The 21,397-nt window shown below is 45.0% G+C and carries 13 protein-coding genes; 10 read left to right on the forward strand and 3 right to left on the reverse strand.

The features are described 5' to 3' along the window. Positions 1-69: 69 nt before the first annotated feature. The 8 genes from fldA to carB all read left to right on the forward strand — a co-directional run bounded on the left by fldA (position 70) and on the right by carB (position 11,472). On the forward strand, positions 70-579 hold the full coding sequence (gene fldA / locus B9G53_RS01680; protein WP_094528585.1) for a flavodoxin FldA: 510 nt from the start codon (positions 70-72) through the stop codon (positions 577-579). Then, the gene (locus B9G53_RS01685; protein ID WP_094528586.1) at positions 572-946 is read left to right on the forward strand and encodes a VOC family protein; all 375 of its coding nucleotides are present in this window, start codon (positions 572-574) and stop codon (positions 944-946) included. Before fldA ends, B9G53_RS01685 begins: the two co-directional genes overlap by 8 nt. Positions 947-1,258: 312 nt before the next feature. Continuing rightward, complete coding sequence (locus B9G53_RS01690) at positions 1,259-2,182, forward strand: FecCD family ABC transporter permease (protein ID WP_369682990.1); 924 nt, start codon at positions 1,259-1,261, stop codon at positions 2,180-2,182. A gap of 2 nt (positions 2,183-2,184) precedes the next feature. After that, positions 2,185-3,030: an ABC transporter ATP-binding protein gene (locus B9G53_RS01695; RefSeq protein WP_094528588.1), complete on the forward strand. Its 846-nt coding sequence runs from the start codon at positions 2,185-2,187 to the stop codon at positions 3,028-3,030. 199 nt (positions 3,031-3,229) lie between these two features. Continuing rightward, positions 3,230-5,896: a TonB-dependent hemoglobin/transferrin/lactoferrin family receptor gene (locus B9G53_RS01705; protein WP_094528590.1), complete on the forward strand. Its 2,667-nt coding sequence runs from the start codon at positions 3,230-3,232 to the stop codon at positions 5,894-5,896. Between the two features lie 69 nt (positions 5,897-5,965). After that, positions 5,966-6,808: a VOC family protein gene (locus B9G53_RS28300; RefSeq protein WP_254923507.1), complete on the forward strand. Its 843-nt coding sequence runs from the start codon at positions 5,966-5,968 to the stop codon at positions 6,806-6,808. Positions 6,809-6,966: 158 nt separating this feature from the next. Beyond that, on the forward strand, positions 6,967-7,890 hold the full coding sequence (locus B9G53_RS01720; protein WP_254923508.1) for an ABC transporter substrate-binding protein: 924 nt from the start codon (positions 6,967-6,969) through the stop codon (positions 7,888-7,890). 330 nt (positions 7,891-8,220) lie between these two features. After that, positions 8,221-11,472 carry a carbamoyl-phosphate synthase large subunit gene (carB, locus tag B9G53_RS01725; RefSeq protein WP_094528591.1) on the forward strand — a complete coding sequence of 1,084 codons (3,252 nt, stop codon included), beginning with the start codon at positions 8,221-8,223 and terminating at the stop codon, positions 11,470-11,472. 38 nt (positions 11,473-11,510) lie between these two features. Here carB and dnaX read toward each other — a convergent pair whose 3' ends face one another. Continuing rightward, positions 11,511-14,534, reverse strand: coding sequence for a DNA polymerase III subunit gamma/tau (dnaX, locus tag B9G53_RS28830; protein WP_094528592.1), 3,024 nt, complete (start codon positions 14,532-14,534; stop codon positions 11,511-11,513). 255 nt (positions 14,535-14,789) lie between these two features. Between dnaX and clpB the strand changes: the two genes are divergently transcribed. Further along, complete coding sequence (clpB, locus tag B9G53_RS01735) at positions 14,790-17,465, forward strand: ATP-dependent chaperone ClpB (RefSeq protein ID WP_094528593.1); 2,676 nt, start codon at positions 14,790-14,792, stop codon at positions 17,463-17,465. Positions 17,466-17,638: 173 nt separating this feature from the next. Then, entirely contained in the window at positions 17,639-19,432 is a 1,794-nt protein-coding gene (aspS, locus tag B9G53_RS01740) for an aspartate--tRNA ligase (RefSeq protein ID WP_094528601.1), read from the forward strand. Positions 19,433-19,580: 148 nt separating this feature from the next. On the opposite strand, the gene B9G53_RS01745 is transcribed toward aspS, so the two are convergent. Then, positions 19,581-20,402 carry an ABC transporter ATP-binding protein gene (locus tag B9G53_RS01745; RefSeq protein WP_094528594.1) on the reverse strand — a complete coding sequence of 274 codons (822 nt, stop codon included), beginning with the start codon at positions 20,400-20,402 and terminating at the stop codon, positions 19,581-19,583. A 133-nt stretch (positions 20,403-20,535) separates the two neighbouring features. Then, on the reverse strand, positions 20,536-21,397 hold an 862-nt coding region (locus B9G53_RS01750), incomplete at its 5' end, for an ABC transporter substrate-binding protein (RefSeq protein WP_141211674.1).

A 21,397-nucleotide genomic window follows, 5' to 3' on the forward strand; every position in this document is an offset into this window, starting at 1 on the left:
TCTCGTCTAGTTATCTTCCAATTTTTAACTATTCAATAATTATTCTTCTACATAAGGACAAATAAAACTATGGCTAAGATTGGTTTGTTTTTTGGGACTCAGACTGGTAATACTGAGAGCGCGGCTGAAGAAATTCAGAAAATATTTGGTTCAGGAATTGTGGAATTACATGATGTATCAACGGCGGATGCTAGTGATTTTGAGGACTATAATTGCTTGATTATTGGTTGCCCAACTTGGAATATTGGTGAATTGCAATCGGATTGGGAAGGCTTGTATCCTGAGCTTGATGATGTGGATTTTTCGGGTAAGAAAGTTGCTTATTTCGGTTGTGGCGATCAGGTTGGCTATGCCGATAATTTCTTAGATGCGATCGGCATTCTCGAAGAGAAGATCACTGAACGTGGTGGCAAGACTGTTAGCTATTGGTCAACGGAAGGCTATGATTTTGATGCGTCCAAAGCAGTTCGCAATGGCAAATTTGTCGGGCTGGCTCTTGATGATACCAATCAATCAGAATTAACGGAGCAGAGATTAAAAAAGTGGGTGGCGCTGTTGAGGGCTGAGTTCGGTGTCTAATTTGAACGCGATCAATCTGCGAGCCTTTGTGCCTGCAAGAGATTTCCATCTTTCCAAATCATTTTATTTGGATCTTGGTTTTGAAATATTTTATGAGGATGCAGAGTTAGCTGTTTTTAATGTTGGGAATACAGGGATCGGCTTTTACTTGCAGGACTTTTATGTAAAGGAACTTGCCGAAACCTTAATGATGCATTTGTTGGTTGAAGATGTGGATAGTTGGTGGGCTGAAGTGCAAGACCACAAAATTGCCGAAAAGTATCAGGTGCGAGTTGTTCCACCGCAACAGCAAGAATGGAAGATGCGCGATTTTGTCATCATCGATCCATCGGGCATTTTATGGAGGATTGCCGAAAATTCACAATAATAGTTACCTAGCTTGTTGCTAATTTGTAAAGCTTAATTATGTGTAGGATGCGTTAGTGCAGTGTAACGCATCAATTATAAACAGCATCAATTACCCAATGATGGGTTACGCTGTCGCTAACCCATCCTACGTTTAAGTCTACATTTAATTCCAACAACTTATTTATGGCAAAAGATAGTATTAGAGTTATTAGGTTGATTTGGGTTGATGGTAGTTCAGAAAGTTAATCAAAAAGTTAAATTTAATCATTTGCTGTTGCGCGATCGCTTCCTGCCCACGCTAGTTTTATTGATAGTCGGACTGCTCATTACGATGGCAGTTTCCCTATGTCAAGGAGCCGTGCCGATGGGTTGGAATGAACTCTGGCAAGCACTTTGGCATCAAGGCGAATCGATCAATCAAACGATTATTTGGGAATTGCGATTACCACGCATCATTGCGGCGATGGTGGTCGGTGCGGCGCTAGGAATGTCGGGAGCCTTATTGCAAGGAATGTTGCGAAATGGTCTGGCTGACCCGTTTGTGTTGGGCATTTCCGCAGGGGCGGGACTCGTAGCGATCGCCATGATTACCCTTGGCGTAGTCCAAACTCTCGTGCCTGTAGGGGCTTGGTTTGGCGCGATCGCCACGGCAATTCTCGTTTATAGCCTTGGCTATTTGGGCGGAGGATTATCGGTTGAGCGCTTGATTTTGGCGGGTGTGGCAATTAGTTCGATGTTTGGTGCAATCCAAACTACGTTGCTACTACTAGCTGATGATGGCAGGATTCAATCGGCACTAAATTGGCTGATTGGTAGCCTGAATGGACGCGGCTGGGCTGAAGTGAATAATGTTGGTCCCTATGTGGGGATGGCACTAATCGCAGGTTGTTTATTAGCGCGTCCATTGAACTTGTTAAATCTTGGTGACGACCTAGCTTCAGGATTGGGAACTTCGCTGGTGCGATCGCGTTTGGCGATCGGTGCAGTGGCAAGTTTACTGGCAGCGAGTGCCGTGAGTATGGCGGGACTAATTGGCTTTGTCGGTTTAGTTGTGCCGCATGGCGTACGCTTGCTAGTTGGTTCTGACTACCGATGGATTTTACCCTGTTCCGCGATCGGTGGTGCATGGGTACTGACGCTGGCGGATTTGCTATCGCGCCTTGGCACGGTGGAATTACCTGTAGGCGCAGTGACAGCGTTGCTTGGTTCGCCATTATTTATTTGGTTACTCTATCGGCGCGGTCAGAGAGGTTAGTAATGGATAATCATGATTCCTATAATCTTGCTGAAGCACTGCTAGAGGCTCGACATCTCGTTGGTGGCTATGGCAAGCAAACAATTTTGCAGGATGTGTCCCTATCTCTCCATAAAGGAGAATGGTTGAGTTTAGTGGGCGCAAATGGTTCAGGCAAATCAACTTTGTTGAAGCTATGCAGTCGGATTTTGACACCGCAAACAGGCACGGTTTTACTCGATGGTAAAGCAATCCATCAACAGCCCGCCAATGTTGTGGCTAGGCAGTTAGCGATTTTGCCGCAACAGCAGACGATTCCATCGGGCTTGACGGTGCGACAGCTGGTTAGTCTGGGACGCACGCCCCATCAACCTTGGTGGCAATGGGATCTGGATGAAGAGGATCGGCAAATGGTGGAGACGGCGATCACTCAAACTCAACTCACAGAATTAAGCGATCGCCCCGTCGAGCAGCTTTCAGGCGGTGAGCGTCAAAGGGCTTTCTTAGCCTTAACCTTGGCTCAAGATCCCCAAGTTCTCTTACTGGATGAACCAACCACATTTTTGGATTTGCATCACCAGTTAGAACTATTGGAACTGCTGAAGACGCTCAACCAAGAGCGGCAATTGTCGATTATTACGGTGCTGCATGACATTAATCTAGCGATGCGCTATAGCGATCGCCTAGCGATGTTAAAGCAGGGTGTGATTAAAGCGATCGGGCGATCGGCGGATGTAATCACTCCCGATAATCTACGTCAAGTTTTTGATGTGGAAGCAGTGACGATCATTACACCTGTGGGTTTACAGATCTGTTTGCTGTCGCCATCGCATACTTTAGTTAAAAGCCGCGATCCGACGGTGATTTAGTTGCCAGAGATCCCCCACCCACATCTCTCAAAAACTCCCTTTAATTGCCCCTTGAAAAGGGGAAAAGCTAGAAATCTTGTTCCCTCCCCTTTGAAAGGGGAGGGGTAGGGAGGGGTAAGCAATTCCCCAAGAAAAAGGGCAAGCGCCAACTTGCCCTCAAATATCGAATTTATCAATATCAAATCGACATCAACATCATATGAAACTTCATTACATTCTGCTCAAGAATGCTGCTTTTTTATTGTTTAGCATTCCCATATCGCTGTTATTTGTAGAACTCGCGATCGCTGAAAATGTTCCTAATAATTCAGTAATTTCTATAACAAATCAGGAAAATCAGCCTAATTCTGTAGAAACCGCTCAAGCATCCCCCGTAAAAATTACAAATATCCAGATTAATCCTACTAGCTCTAGATTAGAGATTATTCTGGAAACCGCAGAAGGGCGATCGCTGCAAGTTGACACCAATAACTTTCGAATTGAGGGTAATGACCTCGTTGCTGATATTCCCAATGCAGTCTTGGCAATTCCTGATAGACAGGAATTTACAACCGCTAATCCCACTGAGGAAATTAGTAACATCAGCCTGACACAATTAGAGGGCAACACGATTCGCGTAAACGTTGCTGGCAAGGGCAAACCGCCTGTCCAAGAGGTGACTTTAAAAACCCAAGGTATCCTCTACAGCCTCAATCGCGATGATGATCCCGATGAAGAGATTACGATTACAGGGGCAAGGCGGGCGCGTCCTGTGCGCCTATCTCCCGCTTCGATTAGCGTCATTGATGCCGAGAAACTAGATCAAAACCTTGCCCAAGATTTACGCGATGTTTTCCGCTATGAGCCTAATGTTTCCGTTGGCAACAATCGCCGCTATGGATTGCAGGATATCAATATTCGCGGACTAGGCGGAAACCGTGTTCTCATTCTCAATGACGGCATTCGCGTTCCCAATCAATTCTCCTTCGGTACACCTTCCCTTGGGCGTGACTATGTGGATATTGAGAGCTTACAACGAGTAGAAGTTGTACGGGGTCCTGCCTCGGCACTCTATGGCAGTGATGCCCTTGGTGGTGTGGTGAGTTTCCGTACCATTGAGCCAGAGGATTTACTCAAAAAGCGCCCCGATCAATCGGTAGTTACCAGTCTATCCACTAATTATGAAACCACCGATCGCGGGTTTACAAATTCCGCCGCGATCGCTTTTCGGGAGGGCAATTTTGAAGGTTTGCTAGGCTATACGCGCCGTGATGGAGCCGAGGTAAGGGTTCCCACGGGTAATGAGTTTGTTGATAGCCGTAGCAATGCGCGTAATAACTGGATCGGCAAATTGGTTTATCGCATTGATCAAACCAGTAAAATTAGCTTTGCGGCGGAGATTTTCCGTAATCGCGATAATTTTAGGGTTGCACCAATTACGGTGGCGGGATTGCAATCACCGACAGGGTTTCGGGGACAGGATGAGACTTTAGATAATAATGTCTCTCGCGATCGCTTCAGCATTTCCTATGACTACAACGATCCCAATAGTATGGGCTTTATAACTGCCGTTAAAGCTTTGCTGTACTATCAAAATGCGAATGTTGAGGAAATTCGGACTCAGGATTTTGTGAGAACTGGTGCAGGTGCGGATCGGCGGCGCTTTCGTAATCTCACGAATACCTTTAGCGATCGCCTGTTTGGTGGTGAAGTTCAATTCCAAAGTCAATTCAAAATCGATCAGATTTCCAATATTCTTACCTATGGAATTGATATCTCTAACACCAGCAATCAACGGATTCGCAATGGTATCGAGAATCGGTTTAATGCGGCTGGAGCGAATATTGGCAATACAAATTTAGTTGGTTCCGATAGCTTTCCCGTCAAAGACTTTCCTGATTCCGACACTTTCCGTTTAGGGATTTATGCCCAGAATGAATTTAACTTTAGTGATACTTTCTCCATAATTGCAGGTTTGCGCTTTGACTCCTACAAACTCACCACCAAACTCGATCAACTCTATCTAAATAATTCCCCTAGTGCAGTTGCAGCAGACTTCAGCGATTCGGCAGTTTCCCCTAGTCTTGGCTTTGTCTGGCAAACAACACCTGAATGGACGCTAGTGGGACGCTATGCCAAGGGTTTCCGCACTCCCTTATACAGTGAGATCAACTCTGGTTTTACCAATCTCACCAGTCCTTTCTTTCGCTATCAGACCCTCTCAAATCCCAACCTCAAGCCAGAAACCAGTGACACATTTGAGCTAGGGATTCGCGCTAACTATCCCCAGTTCAACTTTGGGCTGACGGGCTTTTACAACAGTTACAATAACTTCATTGAAGCCTTTGCTAATGCGGGTACTGGTTCTGTCAATGGCATTCCCAATGTGACCTTCTTCCAAAGTCAGAATGTGGCGCGAGCGAGTACCTACGGTTTGGAGCTAAGTGGTGAATATCGCTTTAGCCCTGAAAATTATGGGCTTAGCCTGATTTCGGCTCTAGGTCTGACCGTTGGCGATAACTTGACTGCCAATCAACCTTTGGAAACTGTCGATCCGATCAAGTTAGTGACAGGTTTGCGTTATCGCGCTCCCGAAAATATTTGGGGTGCGGATTTGATCGCCACCTTTGCGGGGCAACCTCGACTTGCCAGTAACCGTCCCGCCAATTCCTATACGCCGCAAGGCTATACTGTGGTTGACCTAACAGGATTTTATAAAATCACTCCCCAACTCACCTTAAACATGGGTATCTTCAATCTCTTTAATAGTCAATACTTCCTCTATTCCGATGTGCGCCCTCTGATTACGGCTCCTGCCCCGACGGATCTACCCAGATACGCTCAATCGGGAATCAGTCTGAGAGCAGGTTTGACCTTTGTATTTTAATTCGCTAATGTGTCGCGCTACGCGCGACACATTAGCATCAATTCTTTTTCTATTCAGGAGCAGTTAAAAATGACTATTCAATTCCGACATATTATGCTGATGATCAAAGATGTAACTGCGGCGGTGAAATTCTATCAGGAAGGCTTAGGGCTAACGGTGGTCAATGCCAGTCCTAACATGGCGGAGCTAGATGCAAATGGTACAAAAATCATCATCCATGGTGCAGAAAATCAAGCTGAAGTTGGTGGATCGCCGATCCTTAGTTTTCATGTCACTGATTTACAGGAGACGATCGCCAAATTAGAATCCCTCGGCGCATCCTTACAGGGGCGCGTGCGTGAACCTTCCTTTGGTAAAGTTGCCGCCATGAGATCGCCAGAAGGACATTTACTGAGCTTGCTGCAACCAAAGTCTTCACATGAGAGGGCAATGACCTTTGAAGAAGCGATCGCCTACACTGAGCAGCTACTATCGCGCACCGATCTTGATGATGCTCAACTGCAATCAGAAATTACCAACCTTGTCAAAACCTCCAATGGAGCCAGAGGCTTTTTCGTGTGCTTTTTGACAGAGGAATGGGAACTCGCTGATAATCCTAGCCCTGCAATCATTCAAGCATTGCAAGCTGAACCTAATGCGATCGCTGAATTGCTAGTAAAAAATCTCGCTATGTCAACCGCAATGGCAATCACCCATCGACGCAATGACAAACCCGATCAAGCCAATGATTCTGATCGCGTAGCAAAACGCACTGCCCTGTTAATTGAGAAAGTCAATTTGCCAGAAGTTCGTGCCATTGCCAAACAAATGCAGGATTCCGCCAATATGGATAGCGGTGAGTATGCAGCATTTCTCGAAAAATGGGGCTATGACGCGGAACAAAAACAGGCGATCGCCAATGTTTTAAGTTAGCGATGAGATCCCCCCCAGCCCCCCTTGTAAAGGGGGGAGGATTTTCTTCTTCCCCCTTTACAAGGGGGATTGAGGGGGATCTCTTAGAACCTTTACCCATAGAAAGTAATTCATAAATGGTTTTTCAAATCCCTCAAAATTATCAATAGCTTATAATTATGATTTATCGAGTATTTCAATTCATGCGATCGCTCAGAAACTGGTTAATTATTACCCTAATCGCCATATTTACCGTAGCTTGCAATCCAGCTATCCCTTCCCAATCTTCGGCTCCAACTCCTCCTAATAATCCTCAAATAGCAGAAGTTAAACCTACGGTTGCTTCTAAGGTTGTTGCTTTGACTTCACTTTCAGCAGACATTATCTATCGCTTAGATAAAACTAAATTAGTCGGTATTCCCGGAAGTCGCTTATTGAGAGAGAATGCTGAAATGAGCAAACTCCCCCAAGTTAGCGAAGGACAAACCCCACCAAATCTAGAGAAAATCATCGCTCTCAAACCTGACTTAGTAATTGGCGCAACTGGATTTCACGATCAAGTTCTGGAAAAGTTGAAAGGGCTGGGCATCAAGACCATGACTTCTAGCATTACTAGTTGGAAATCACTAGAGGAATTAACCAAAGCGATCTCTACTGAAATTCAAGCTGATCCCACAACCCTAATTCAATCCTATCAATCCTTACTATCAGCTAAATCTGCCAAGCCAGAATCAACCCTCGTTTTAGTGAGTTCGCAACCAATCCTAGCTCCTAATAAGAATAGTTGGGCTGGTGATTTACTGACCCAGTTCCAAATTAATAATGCGGCTGCCGAGTTACAGGGTCAAAGCCCCCAACGTGGCTATATCACTCTTTCTGCCGAAAAAGTTTTAGAAGCAAATCCCAAAGTCCTCATTCTTGTTGATGTGGGCGATGGCACAATCAATAAGCTGAAAGAAGCCCCCTTTTGGAACAAACTTGATGCTGTAATTAGCGATCGCGTTTACACCTTCGACTATTACGGATTAGTAAATCCCGGCAGCATCGATGCAATTTCAAAAGCTTGCAATAAGTTACAGGAAATTATCAAAGCGACTGCCTAATACCAATTCACAAAAGTGTGAGGACACTTTTGTGAATTAAAAACAAACCCAGTAAGGATTTTAAACACACAAAATAGCTACGCCATTTTGTGTGTTGGTATGATTTCGCAGCAAGTCTCTACGGGTTTATTGTCGAGCGAGATCATGCCAAACATGACCGCAGATCTTCCGTGAATAATTCATGGCACTAACTAAATTTCCATAATGAGAATTGCTGCTAATCCACTTACTTGCTAGCCAACAAACCAATTAGCATCATGCGCTACATACTAAGAGATCGCCATGACGCTATAAAATGTATTGCGAGTTACCTAAGAAATACAAGATTTTATGCCCCGCCGTAATGACATCCAAAAGATTTTGCTGATTGGCGCTGGCCCAATTGTGATTGGGCAAGCCTGCGAATTCGACTATTCGGGAACCCAAGCCTGTAAAGTTTTACGGGACGAAGGCTATTACGTGATCCTAGTTAACTCCAATCCCGCTACGATCATGACCGATCCCGCTACAGCCGATCGCACTTATATTGAGCCGATTACACCCGAAGTTGTCGCGCAGATTATCGAGAAAGAGCGTCCTGATGCCATATTGCCAACTATGGGCGGACAAACAGCCTTGAATACGGCGGTTGCCCTCGCTAAGATGGGGGTTTTAGAAAAATATGGCGTGGAGCTAATTGGCGCAAAACTGGAAGCGATTGAAATGGCTGAGGATCGCAAGCTATTTAAAGAAGCGATGGAGCGGATCGGTGTTGCCATGTGTCCGTCTGGCTTGGGGACAACCATGGAAGAATCCCGTGCGATCGCCCAAGAAATTGGCTCCTATCCTTTAATTATTCGTCCTGCATTTACGATGGGCGGTACAGGTGGCGGGATCGCCTATAACCAAGAGGAGTTTGAAGAAATTTGTGCCTCTGGTTTAGAAGCGAGTCCTGTATCGCAAATCCTGATCGAGCGATCGCTGATTGGTTGGAAAGAGTATGAGCTAGAGGTGATGCGTGATCTCGCCGATAACGTGGTGATCATTTGTAGCATCGAAAATATTGACCCAATGGGTATCCATACAGGTGACTCGATTACGGTTGCACCTGCTCAAACCCTGACTGACAAAGAATATCAGCGTTTGCGTGACTATTCAATTAAAATCATTCGCGAAATCGGCGTAGAAACTGGCGGCTCGAATATTCAGTTCTCGATCAATCCTGAAAATGGCGATGTCGTCGTGATCGAGATGAATCCTCGCGTGTCGCGTAGTTCGGCACTTGCATCGAAAGCGACAGGTTTCCCGATCGCTAAATTTGCGGCAAAACTTGCTGTGGGTTATACCCTTGATGAAATTTCCAATGATATAACCAAGAAAACACCTGCTAGTTTTGAGCCAACCATTGATTATGTCGTCACCAAGATTCCTCGCTTTGCATTCGAGAAATTCCCTGGGTCTGAGCCAGTTCTCACCACTCAGATGAAATCCGTCGGTGAAGCAATGGCGATCGGACGAACTTTCCAAGAATCGTTCCAAAAAGCATTGCGATCGCTGGAAGTTGGTCGTTTTGGTTTTGGTGGCGATCGCGAAGAAATATTACCTGACCTCGATAAAATCAAGTACAGTTTGCGAGTTCCTAATCCTGATCGCATTTTCTCGATTCGCGATGGTTTTTTGTCAGGACTATCAGTGCAAGCCATTTTTGAACTAACCAATATCGATCCTTGGTTCCTGCAAAAAATGCGCGAGATCACCGATGTGGAACTTTTGATCAAGGGTCGGAAGCTAGACAGTATCAAAAAAGATGAGATGCTGGAAACAAAACGCATGGGCTTTAGCGATCGCCAGATTGCCTATCTCACAGGCACAAATGAAGATGCAGTCCGCACCTATCGTAAATCCCTTGGTGTGATCCCCTCCTACAAGACTGTCGATACTTGTGCGGCTGAGTTTGAAGCACTCACTCCCTATCACTATTCCACTTATGAGGAAGAATCTGAGATTCTCCCTTCCACTAAGCGCAAGGTAATGATTCTTGGTGGTGGACCAAACCGCATTGGACAAGGGATTGAATTTGACTATTGTTGTTGTCATGCTAGCTATGCGTTACGCGCCGCAGGTTTTGAGACAATCATGGTTAACTCTAATCCTGAAACCGTTTCTACTGATTACGACACTAGTGATCGCCTCTATTTCGAGCCATTGACTCGCGAAGATGTCTTAAACATCATCGAAGCCGAGCAACCTGAAGGTGTAATCATTCAATTTGGTGGGCAAACTCCGTTGAAGTTGTCAGTTCCTTTGCTGAAATATCTACAAGACACAAACTCTACTACTAAGATCTGGGGAACTTCACCTGACTCCATTGATATTGCCGAAGATCGCGAACGTTTCGAGGCAATCTGTCAAGAAATTGGCATCCTACAGCCTAATAATGGTCTAGCGCGTTCTGAAGAAGAAGCCGTAGCGATCGCGCAGCGCGTTGGTTATCCTGTGGTTGTCCGTCCTAGTTACGTTCTCGGCGGTCGGGGTATGGAAGTAGTCTACTCCGATGCTGAACTCGAAGACTATATGCGTCGGGCGATCATTATCGAGCCTGAACATCCCGTACTTATCGATCATTTCCTTGAAGGGGCGATCGAGGTGGATGTGGATGCGATCGCGGATCAACTTGGCAATGTCACCATCGGCGGCATTATGGAGCATATCGAAGAAGCAGGAATTCACTCTGGCGATTCTGCTTGTTCAATTCCTACTTTCTCTTTGCCTCCCGAAGTTCTCACCACCATTCGCACATGGACGATTAGCCTCGCCAAATCACTCAATGTAATTGGCTTGATGAATATCCAGTACGCAGTGCAGTTGAATAATAACAATCTCAAAGAGAGCAAGGTCTTCATTCTTGAAGCCAATCCTCGTGCCTCGCGTACTGTTCCCTATGTCAGCAAAGCGATTAACGTCCCCCTCGTTAACTATGCATCGCGGATCATGGCTGGTGCAACCCTTGCGGAACTTGGTTTAACGGAAGAGGTGATTCCTAAACATATCTCGATCAAGGAAGCCGTACTTCCCTTTGCTAAGTTCGCTGGCACAGATACAATTTTGGGCCCCGAAATGCGATCCACTGGCGAAGTCATGGGCATCGATACCGAGTTCGGACGCGCCTTTGCCAAAGCGCAAATCGCGGCTGGAACTCATTTACCTCTAGAGGGAACTGTGTTTCTCTCGGTTAATGATCGCGATAAAAGCGGTATTCCCTCCGTTGCTGAAGCCTTTGTCGAATTGGGCTTTAAAATTGTTGCTACAGAAGGAACCTATAAAATCCTACGGCGCAACAATATTGAATCAAAACAAGTTCTCAAAGTCCATGAAGGTCGTCCCCACATTGGTGACTCGATGAAAAACGGTCAAATTCAACTGATTGTTAATTCTCCTAGTGGCGAAGAGGCAAAGGCTGATGGCAAAATGATTCGGCGGACGGCTCTAGCTTATCGGATTCCTGTAATTACCACCCTTGCAGGGGCAAAAGCGGCGATCGCGGCGATTCGATCTCTACAAACTGGAGCAATTTCTGTAACTGCACTTCAGGACTACGCTTAAAACCCAAAGAACAAACTTCGCGATGCGAAGTTTGTTCTTTATTGATCGCTAGGTTCTTCATCCAGATCCACAATCTGTCCATTAAACAGATCGGCTAAGTTTTTAATCACCCTGTCATCCTCAGACATCCCCACATAACCTCTAGGCTGAGGTGTTGGCGGGTTGTCTGGATGAGGATTTGTACTTACTGATGGCTCTGTTGATGGAGTTGTAATTGGCTGATGATTAGGTGGGGGAGGAGGACTTGGCTTTTGATAGTTAACAGGCGGCGCGATCGCAGGACTAACAGGAAGAGGTGCAGTAACTTGAACTTGCTCCACTTGCGGTGGCGTAGTCACAAAGGTAAACATCACTTTAATCGGACGCTGCAAATGCTTAGCAAAAACTTCTTCTAGTTCTGGACGCTTTTGAACCACGATATTCTTGGTTGTTTCATCACGCTTGCCACCCAATCCAATTTTGACGCTATTACTCTCAAGCGTCAGAATATGAGCCTGTATCTGGATAAAAACCGATTTTGTGGGTGTGGGCAACATTGATAAAATGCTTTGCCACATCTGATCTAGATCGTAACCAACCGCAGCGAAGTCATCAAGGTCATCAATTCCCGATGAAATCGGAGTTTCGACAATGGGGGGAGTGGGTATCGAAATATTCTCTGGTTCCGATACCTTGACAATTGGGACTGTTGGAGTTTCTGGTTTTGGTGTTACTGGAACTTGAGAAAAAGGCTCAGTCTTAGGTGTTTGGGGGGTAAATTGTGGAGTCGTGGTTGTATTGCGTGATGGCACAAATGGTTGAGCTTGAGATGGAAGCGGAGCCTGTGACTGGGCGATCGCACCCTGCGCGGATGGCAGTAAACCCATGAGCGTAACTTCTAGCCATAGGCGTGGCTGTGTGGAGTTACGGATTTGTAGCTCGGCAGATCGCAAATGTTGTTGACCTAGCAAAATATTGGGAATCGCTAAACTCTGCGCTAGATGAATCAATCTTTCCCAACCAGAACTGGTCATGGCAACAAGGTCACTGCGATCGCTAGCGGTTTTGGCAATCAATAAATCACGATATACATTTGCCAGATTTTGCAACACAATCAGAGGCTCACGTCCGCGATCCATAATTCGCCGCACATAATCAATTAATTGTGTGGAATGATCGGCAGCGATCGCTTCAATCAAAGATAACAAGTCTTGTTCGGGAACGGAACCAACTAAATCCCAAACTGCCTCAACCGTAATCTCTCCATCTAATAAACTCAATTGATCGAGCAAAGATTCGGCATCACGCAGTCCTCCCTGTGCAATTTGAGCAACTAAAGTCAGTGCTTCAACATGAATATTAATGTTCTCATTTGCCGCAATTTTTCCTAAATGCTTGACCATCGCATCAAGAGGAATCCGTCGAAAGTCAAAACGCTGACATCGCGAAATAATCGTCGGTAATACGCGCTGGGGATCGGTGGTGGCGAGAATAAAAGTAACGCGATCGGGTGGTTCTTCTAGGGTTTTCAGCAAAGCGTTAAATGCTGCGGTGCTTAACATATGGCAGTTATGTACTAACAGTCCATTAGCGACAAAGTTGTGATTATCTTCTACTTCAATGTCATAAACTGGCTCATCACCAACGACTGTTACAGATTCTACCCGCTCCAAACTTGTATTCCATTGACGGGATAGAGTATTGTTGTAATTCTGACAACCACTTTCTACTAGCATTTGCTCCCATGCAAATGTAGTTGTAGGTTTTCTCTCCTCTTTTATAGGATTGCAATTTGGCTTTATAACCCATTGATTGCAACCAAGATTCAATAAGTTGATTTTCTTCCCAAGAATATCCTTCTGTAGATAAGTGAATGGTGGGACTACCTTCTGGGGTGAGCATAAGCGTTCCATCATCCATATACCACCATGCCAAGCCTTCAGAAGTAATTTGATCAAGCCATTCCATAGAAACGTTTTTGGTGATTCCTGTAGGCTTAACCACGTCAAATACTGTATTGAGTTGGGGATGACACATGGTACTGCTACAGACAGAGAGTTCTCCATAGCCATCATTCTTGGCAATACGGAAATTGGGGCGTAATTCCGATAATCTGCTAATTTTGTATTCCAGCCATTCTTTTTGTTTATATCCGTGTGTCCATGCAATTCTTGGGAAGCGACTGTGTTTGTTGGGGTAGGTAATGGCAGCATCTCCCAATAATGTGCCATAGACGAGTCCAAGTAATTCGGGTGAAATATTTCCTGCTGCTGCAAGATAGTTTTCTGTGCGTTTTGCCCAGATGCCGTGATTTTTCTTGTAAGGATGTCGCTTCCAGTAGGATAAGATGCTTTGCAATCCTCTACCTTTTTGAAGTAAGAATTGAGGGACTTCAAGCTTTTCTCCGCATCCGCAGGCGCAGGAGACAAAATGTTCATTCCAACTTTGATATTGCTTGCTGGTGTCCATCCTGATTCTGACCTGATTAAATGATTACCTGTGCATTGAAGCGATCGCTGATTGGTTTTAATAATTAACGTAGGTTTTACGCCACGATCTAACCAGCGTAAAACTTTCTTATATTCCCATTGAGCAGATTTTTCGTTGTAACTTAAAACTTGCTTACCTAATAAATCTTGATCGTCAATACGCATTAAACCTGTATCAGTCTGCACAAGCGTATCGCCAGTCAAGCATTCATCAATAATATAAACCTTAAACCTTGCCTTAACTGGGGCAAACTGAGCGCGTTCGATCAGTTCCCGAATATTATCAACGCCTGTATTACTTGCCGCGTCAATTTCGGTAATATCGAGGGCGTTACCATTGGCGATGCTATGGCATAACTCACACTTGCCGCAGGGGTGAGGAGTGGGGCTGTCTGAGCTTAGGCAGTTGAGCGACTTTGCCATGATCCGCGCACTCGATGTCTTACCCGTACCTCTTGCACCTGTAAATAGATATGCAGGTGCGATGCGCTTAGTATTTAAGGCATTGCTAAGGGTATGGGCGATCGCCTCTTGACCCACTAGGTCATCAAAGATTTGCGGTCGATATTTATGGTGTAGTGGCTCATAGCCCATAGGAACACGATGATGCTCAAGCACTGCTGGTCAAATATATCATTCACCAGTATAGCGATTACCCCAGAGTGGGAATAAGTAGCTTACAAGCAAAACCCGTAAAGTTGCGCCCGCAGGGGCGCAACTTTACGGGTTTTAATACTTTATTTTGCACCAGTACTTATAGCGGTTTTCACTAACTTAGCGGACTAGCATTGTAAACTTATCTTAACTACCCTTAGTAATTACACCTGAATCCTGCTGTAACCAAAGCCAATGCAACCAACCGATCCGAAAAAATTTACTGAAAAAGCATGGGAAGCGATCGTCAAATCGCAAGAGGTCGCGAGACGCGCTCAACATCAGCAACTAGAAGTCGAGCATTTGTTAATGGCGCTATTGGAGCAGGAAGAGGGCTTGACTACGAATATACTTACGGCGATGTCAGTCCCCATGGCAAGGGCGCGACGACAGGTCGAAGAATTTTTGCGACGACAACCCCGTGTAGCAAGTCCAGAACAATTGTATTTAGGGCGCAACTTGGAAGTATGGCTCGATCGCACCGAAGAGCATCGCAAGGTTTTTGGTGATGACTTTATCGCCGTTGAGCATATGCTGCTGGGATTAGCCGATGACGATCGCATCGGTAAACGGCTATATCGCGATTTAAGTATCGATCGCAAAAAATTAGAAGAAACAATTAAATCGCTGCGGGGTAGCCAGACTATCACCGATCAAAATCCTGAGGCAAAATATGCAGCTTTAGAAAAATATGGTCGTGATCTTACGGAACAAGCAAAGCAAGGCAAGCTCGATCCTGTGATTGGTCGTGATGATGAGATTCGGCGCGTTATGCAGGTATTGTCTAGACGCACCAAAAATAATCCTGTGCTAATTGGTGAACCGGGGGTCGGTAAAACAGCGATCGCTGAAGGATTAGCGCAAAGGATTATTCGCGGTGATGTGCCAGAATCCCTCAAAGACCGCACGATCATTAGTCTGGATATGGGATCGCTGATTGCAGGGGCAAAATATCGCGGTGAATTTGAGGATCGATTGAAGGCGGTTCTTAAGGAAGTTCTCAATTCCGATGGCAAGATTGTACTGTTTATTGATGAATTGCATACGGTGGTTGGGGCTGGGGCAACACAGCAGGGCGCTATGGATGCAGGAAATATTCTCAAGCCAATGTTAGCGCGGGGTGAATTGCGCTGTATTGGAGCGACCACTTTAGATGAATATCGCCAATATATTGAGAAAGATGCGGCTCTAGAACGACGTTTTCAGCAAGTTGTGGTCGATCAGCCAACTGTAGAAGATACAATCTCGATTTTGCGCGGACTAAAGGAACGCTACGAAGTACATCATGGCGTAACTATTTCCGATTCGGCGCTAGTGGCAGCAGCGACACTTTCTAATCGTTATATTACCGATCGCTTCTTACCAGACAAAGCGATCGATCTCGTTGATGAATCCGCAGCAAAATTAAAAATGGAGGTTGATTCTCGACCCTTAGAACTAGATGAAATTGATCGCCGTCTGATGCAATTGGAAATGGAAAGATTATCCTTGCAAAAAGAAGGAGGCTTCACTCCTGTTGAACGAACGGAAGCTGAAGGCAAAGTCATCTATAAAACTAAGAGCGGTAAGGCTGTCCAAGATCGACTTGATCGCCTTGACAAAGAAATGAACGAATTGCGCGATCGCCAAATTAGCCTCGATGATCGCTGGCAACAGGAAAAAGATACCATTGATAATCTGCGATCGCTCAAAGAACAAATCGATCAAACTAAGTTACTGATTGAGCAATCTGAACGTGAATTCAACCTCAATCGTGCTGCTGAATTGAAATATGGCAAGTTGACGGAGCTAGAAAAAAATCTTGATGAGGCAGAACTAGAGCTAAATCGGGCTAGAGCAGATGGTTCAATTCTCTTTCGTGAACAAGTTACTGAAGATGATATTGCCGAAATTGTGGCGCGTTGGACAGGCATTCCCCTCAAAAAGCTACTATTATCAGAGCGTCAAAAATTACTGACCTTAGAGAAACATCTCCATGATCGCGTCATTGGTCAAGATGAAGCTGTCACTTCTGTATCTTCAGCAATCCGTCGCGCCCGTGCAGGGATGAATGATCCTAATCGTCCCATTGGTTCATTCCTGTTTTTAGGCCCCACAGGAGTGGGCAAAACCGAGCTGGCGCGTACCCTTGCCGAATTTCTATTTGATTCTGATGCCTCAATGGTACGGATCGACATGTCGGAATATATGGAGAAGCACTCGGTTTCGCGCTTAATCGGTGCGCCCCCTGGGTATGTTGGCTATGAAGAAGGTGGGCAATTCTCAGAAGCAGTGCGTCGCCATCCTTACTCAGTAGTACTTTTTGATGAAGTCGAGAAAGCGCATCCTGATGTGTTTAATATTCTTTTGCAAGTTCTTGACGATGGAAGGATTACCGATAGTCAAGGTCGCTTAGTGGATTGCAAAAATACGGTGATCATCATGACCAGTAATATCGGTAGCGATCGCATTCTCGAAGTTTCCAAAGATTTATCCAGCGATCTGGATGGTGATGCTCGTTATGACCAAATGCGCGATAAGGTGCTCGAGGTACTTCGCAATCACTTCCGTCCTGAGTTTCTCAATCGGATTGATGAAACGGTAATCTTCCATGCATTACGTCGTAATGAAATTCGGTCAATTGCGGAGTTACAAATTAAACGCATTGAGAACAGACTAAGCGATCGCAAGATTTCCTTAAAACTGAGTGAGGAAGCTAAAGACTATATCGCTGCTGTTGGTTACGATCCTTCCTACGGTGCGCGTCCTCTAAAACGCGCCATTCAGAGGGAAATCGAAAACCCGATCGCCAACAAAATTCTAGAAGGAACTTTTGCAGAAGGGCATCAAATTTACGTCACTGTAGAGGATGAGACGCTAGTTTTTAGTTAGAGATTGTTTGAGAAGTGTCCATTATTAAGGGTATCGTCCAGAAGTAAAACAACAAATCGCAGAGATAGCAATAAATAGTTTTTTAAGTTTTGAATCCTTTACAAGTTATGATAGTAAATGGTCAAAATTACAATTTTCACTTTTTTATCTAAAGTTTCGCCAATAACATCATGATGCGTAGCAACTATTGCGGTCACCTCAATGCCGAACATATCGGACAAACAGTTAGCTTGTGCGGTTGGATCGATCGCAGACGGGATCATGGTGGTGTGATCTTTTTAGATTTGCGCGATCGCACAGGAATCTTACAAATCGTCAGTGACCCTCAGCGTACTCCTGAGTCCTATAATCTCGCAGGTGAGATGCGAAATGAATATGTGGTCAGGATTATCGGTAAAGTTTCTAAGCGTCCCGACGAGTCGCTCAACCCGAAACTAGCCACAGGTGAAGTGGAAATCTATGCTGAATCCATTGAATTATTGAACGCTGTCAGCAAGCCCCTGCCTTTCTTAATTTCGGAAGCTGACACGATTAAAGAAGAATTGCGCCTGAAATATCGTTATCTCGATATGCGTGGCGATCGCCTAGCCAATAATCTCAAGTTGCGCTTTGAAGTTGTGAAATCGATTCGGCGATTCCTTGAAGATGAATATGGATTTATGGAAGTGGAAACTCCAATTCTTTGTCGTTCCACTCCTGAAGGAGCGCGGGATTACCTCGTACCCAGCCGTGTTAATGCTGGTCAATGGTATGCTTTGCCGCAATCGCCTCAACTATTTAAGCAATTGCTGATGGTGGGCGGATGCGATCGCTATTATCAAATTGCGCGATGTTTCCGAGATGAAGATCTTCGCGCCGATCGCCAGCCTGAATTTACGCAACTAGACATGGAAATGAGTTTCATGTCTCAGGAAGAAATCATTGAGTTAAATGAGAACCTGATTCGCTACATTTTCAAAACCGTTAAAGGTGTAGAACTTGGCGATTTTCCACGTCTTACCTATGCCGATTCAATGGATCGCTATGGATGCGATCGTCCTGATACTCGCTTTGGCATGGAATTAGTCAATGTCACTGATTTGTTTGCCAATTCTGGCTTTAAAGTATTTGCCAACACCGTCGCCAATGGTGGCATTATCAAAGTCCTACCCGTCATTGGTGGCGATGAAGCAATTTCCAATACCCGTATCAAGCCAGGAGGAGATTTATCTAACCTTGTTGCCCAGTATGGTGCAAAGGGCTTAGCCTTTATCCGTGTGAGAGAAGGTGGTGTAATCGATACCATCGGCGCACTCAAAGATAGCATCACTGAAGAAGTTAAGAAGGAACTTCTCGAACGTACAGGCGCAACCGCAGGCACGATCCTATTATTTGGTGCTGGTGAAAAGGCGATTGTCAATGAATCACTCTATCGTTTGCGCCTAGCACTCGGTCATGAGTTGGAACTGATTGATCATAACAAGCTTAACTTTGTTTGGATTACTGACTTCCCGATGTTTGAGTGGAATGCTGATGAGAAAAGATTGGAGGCTCTGCACCATCCCTTTACCTCGCCTCGTGTTGAGGATATCGCCGATAGTCAACCGATAGATGTGAATACGATTGCCCAAGCCTATGACCTTGTACTCAATGGTACAGAGATTGGTGGTGGTAGTATTCGGATTCACAAGCGCGAAGTTCAAGAGAGAGTATTTGCGGCGATCGGGTTAAGCGATGAGCAGGCAAAAGAGAAGTTTGGGTTCCTGATGGAAGCCTTTGAATATGGTACTCCTCCCCATGGTGGATTAGCCTTTGGACTGGATCGCTTAGTGATGCTAATCGCTGGAGCCGATTCAATCCGTGATGTGATCGCCTTTCCGAAAACACAACAAGCACGCGATCTGTTGACTGATGCTCCATCAAGTGTGGATGATTCGCAGTTGAAAGAGCTACATGTTAAGTTGTCACTACCGCCTGCTAAAAATTAAAGTGTTTTACAGCGCTTTGCGCTCGAGTCCAAACAATTGAAGGCGTTGCTAAGCAACGCCTTCAATTGTTTGGATTAACTATACAACTCCTCCATAAATTGCTCTTTTCTCATTACTAATCCATGCCCAAAGTTGATCACTAGATGATCTACTGATATCGTTCCAAAAAATCCAATGCTTGATTGCGTAACTCATAATATTCTCTAGACTCTCGCAATTCATGGCGATCGCGAGGACGTGGTAACGGAATATCTAGCACCTGTCCGATCGTTGCTTTTGGCCCATTGGTCATCATCACAACGCGATCGGACATAAAAATGGCTTCATCAACATCATGGGTAATCATCATTACTGCTTGGCGATGGTTTTCCCAAATATCTAAAACTTGCTGTTGTAACTTCGGTCTAGTTAGAGCATCGAGCGCTCCAAATGGTTCATCTAGCAAGAGCATTTTGGGACGAGTTGCTAAGGCGCGAGCGACCCCAACCCTTTGCTTCATGCCACCTGAAAGTTCTTGGGGATATTTATCGGCGGCAGCAGTGAGATTGACCATTTCAATATGTTCGTTAACTATAGATATTTTTTCATCACGACTTGCGGTTTTAAATACTTCATCTACCGCCATACGAATGTTTTCTCTGACTGTCAACCAAGGAAGTAACGAATAGCCTTGAAATACCATCATCCTCTCTGCCCCTGGTTTGCGAATGACTTTACCTTCTAGGGTGACTAAGCCTGATGTAGGTTTCTCTAAACCTGCCACAATTCTGACTAGAGTAGATTTTCCACAGCCAGAGTGACCAATTACAGAGACATATTCCTGCTCAGCGATCGCAAGGTTAATGCCATCTAGTACCACAAATTGACTTCCATCAGGTTTGCGAAATGACTTGACAATATTTTCGACCACTAAAAAGGTTTTGTCAGGGGGATGGTTGTTAGATGTGAGGCTGTTTGGGGAAGTAGTCATACAATCTTTTAGCTTTTAGGATAATTGGACTTTTGCCAAAACAAAAAATGGTTGCACCATTTTTTGTTTTTAAAACTCTTACTGGGTTTGTTTTTTATTCATAAAAGTGTTGACACACTTTTATGAATTAGTATTAGGCAAGGAAAAAAGACTGGGGAGCATTTGCCCGAATTGCAAAGTTTTTGAGATAGCCGATGGGATTACTAGGATCAAATGATTGGCGATCAACAAAGGCTGAGGCAGGTTCTACTTTATAGTCATCAGCAGGACTAACAATGCCCATTTCGGCAGCAATTTCTCGATATAAATCGGTGCGCCATCCTTGACGAGCGATCGCCTCAGCATTCTTGGGAAACTCAGGAATTTGTCCCCAACGAGCGGCTTGGGTCATCAGCCAGAGGCTCTGTGATTGCCAGAGGAACGTAGAATGATCGTTGGCAATATCAGAAACAGAAGTGGGCATTTCAAAGAAAAGAGTTGTTGCTAAGCTATTCGTGATGCGTTGTTGATTATCAAATCCTCCGTAGTTGTAGTTCCCTACAATTGCGGGTCGCGTATATTTAACATTTGCTCCTGTAAAGGAACGTTGGGAGATGATTTTAGCAACTTCTTCACGATTCGCAGGTTCACTACAATACCGACACGCTTCGATCATCGCTTTTACTAGTGATCGGTAGGTTTTGGGATAGTCTTGAATGAAGGATTCACGCACGGCTAAAAGGCGATCGGGATGTCCATTCCAAATTTCTCGTCCTTGGGCAAAGGTGAATCCAACGCCTTCATTACCCTTAATCGCTCGCGTATTCCAAGGTTCAGCAACCATGTAGGCTTGAATTGCATCCATCCGCATATTGCTCACCATCTGAGGTGGCGGGGTAATTATAGAACGCAATTCAGTCACTGGATTAATACCAGCCGCTGAAAGCAGATAGCGAATGAAATATTCATAAATGGAAGAACTCAGAACCGTTGCCCATACGCGATCATCTATGGAT

Source organism: Pseudanabaena sp. SR411, from assembly GCF_002251945.1.
Taxonomy (GTDB): domain Bacteria; phylum Cyanobacteriota; class Cyanobacteriia; order Pseudanabaenales; family Pseudanabaenaceae; genus Pseudanabaena.

Bases quoted from the DNA above. Each gene is read 5' to 3' on its own strand.
- carB (WP_094528591.1), top strand. From the start codon at position 8,221: ATGCCCCGCCGTAATGACATCCAAAAGATTTTGCTGATTGGCGCTGGC.
- aspS (WP_094528601.1), top strand. From the start codon at position 17,639: ATGCGTAGCAACTATTGCGGTCACCTCAATGCCGAACATATCGGACAA.
- B9G53_RS01705 (WP_094528590.1), top strand. From the start codon at position 3,230: ATGAAACTTCATTACATTCTGCTCAAGAATGCTGCTTTTTTATTGTTT.
- B9G53_RS01690 (WP_369682990.1), top strand. From the start codon at position 1,259: ATGGCAGTTTCCCTATGTCAAGGAGCCGTGCCGATGGGTTGGAATGAA.
- dnaX (WP_094528592.1), bottom strand. From the start codon at position 14,534: ATGGGCTATGAGCCACTACACCATAAATATCGACCGCAAATCTTTGAT.
- B9G53_RS01695 (WP_094528588.1), top strand. From the start codon at position 2,185: ATGGATAATCATGATTCCTATAATCTTGCTGAAGCACTGCTAGAGGCT.
- B9G53_RS28300 (WP_254923507.1), top strand. From the start codon at position 5,966: ATGACTATTCAATTCCGACATATTATGCTGATGATCAAAGATGTAACT.
- fldA (WP_094528585.1), top strand. From the start codon at position 70: ATGGCTAAGATTGGTTTGTTTTTTGGGACTCAGACTGGTAATACTGAG.
- clpB (WP_094528593.1), top strand. From the start codon at position 14,790: ATGCAACCAACCGATCCGAAAAAATTTACTGAAAAAGCATGGGAAGCG.
- B9G53_RS01720 (WP_254923508.1), top strand. From the start codon at position 6,967: ATGATTTATCGAGTATTTCAATTCATGCGATCGCTCAGAAACTGGTTA.
- B9G53_RS01745 (WP_094528594.1), bottom strand. From the start codon at position 20,402: ATGACTACTTCCCCAAACAGCCTCACATCTAACAACCATCCCCCTGAC.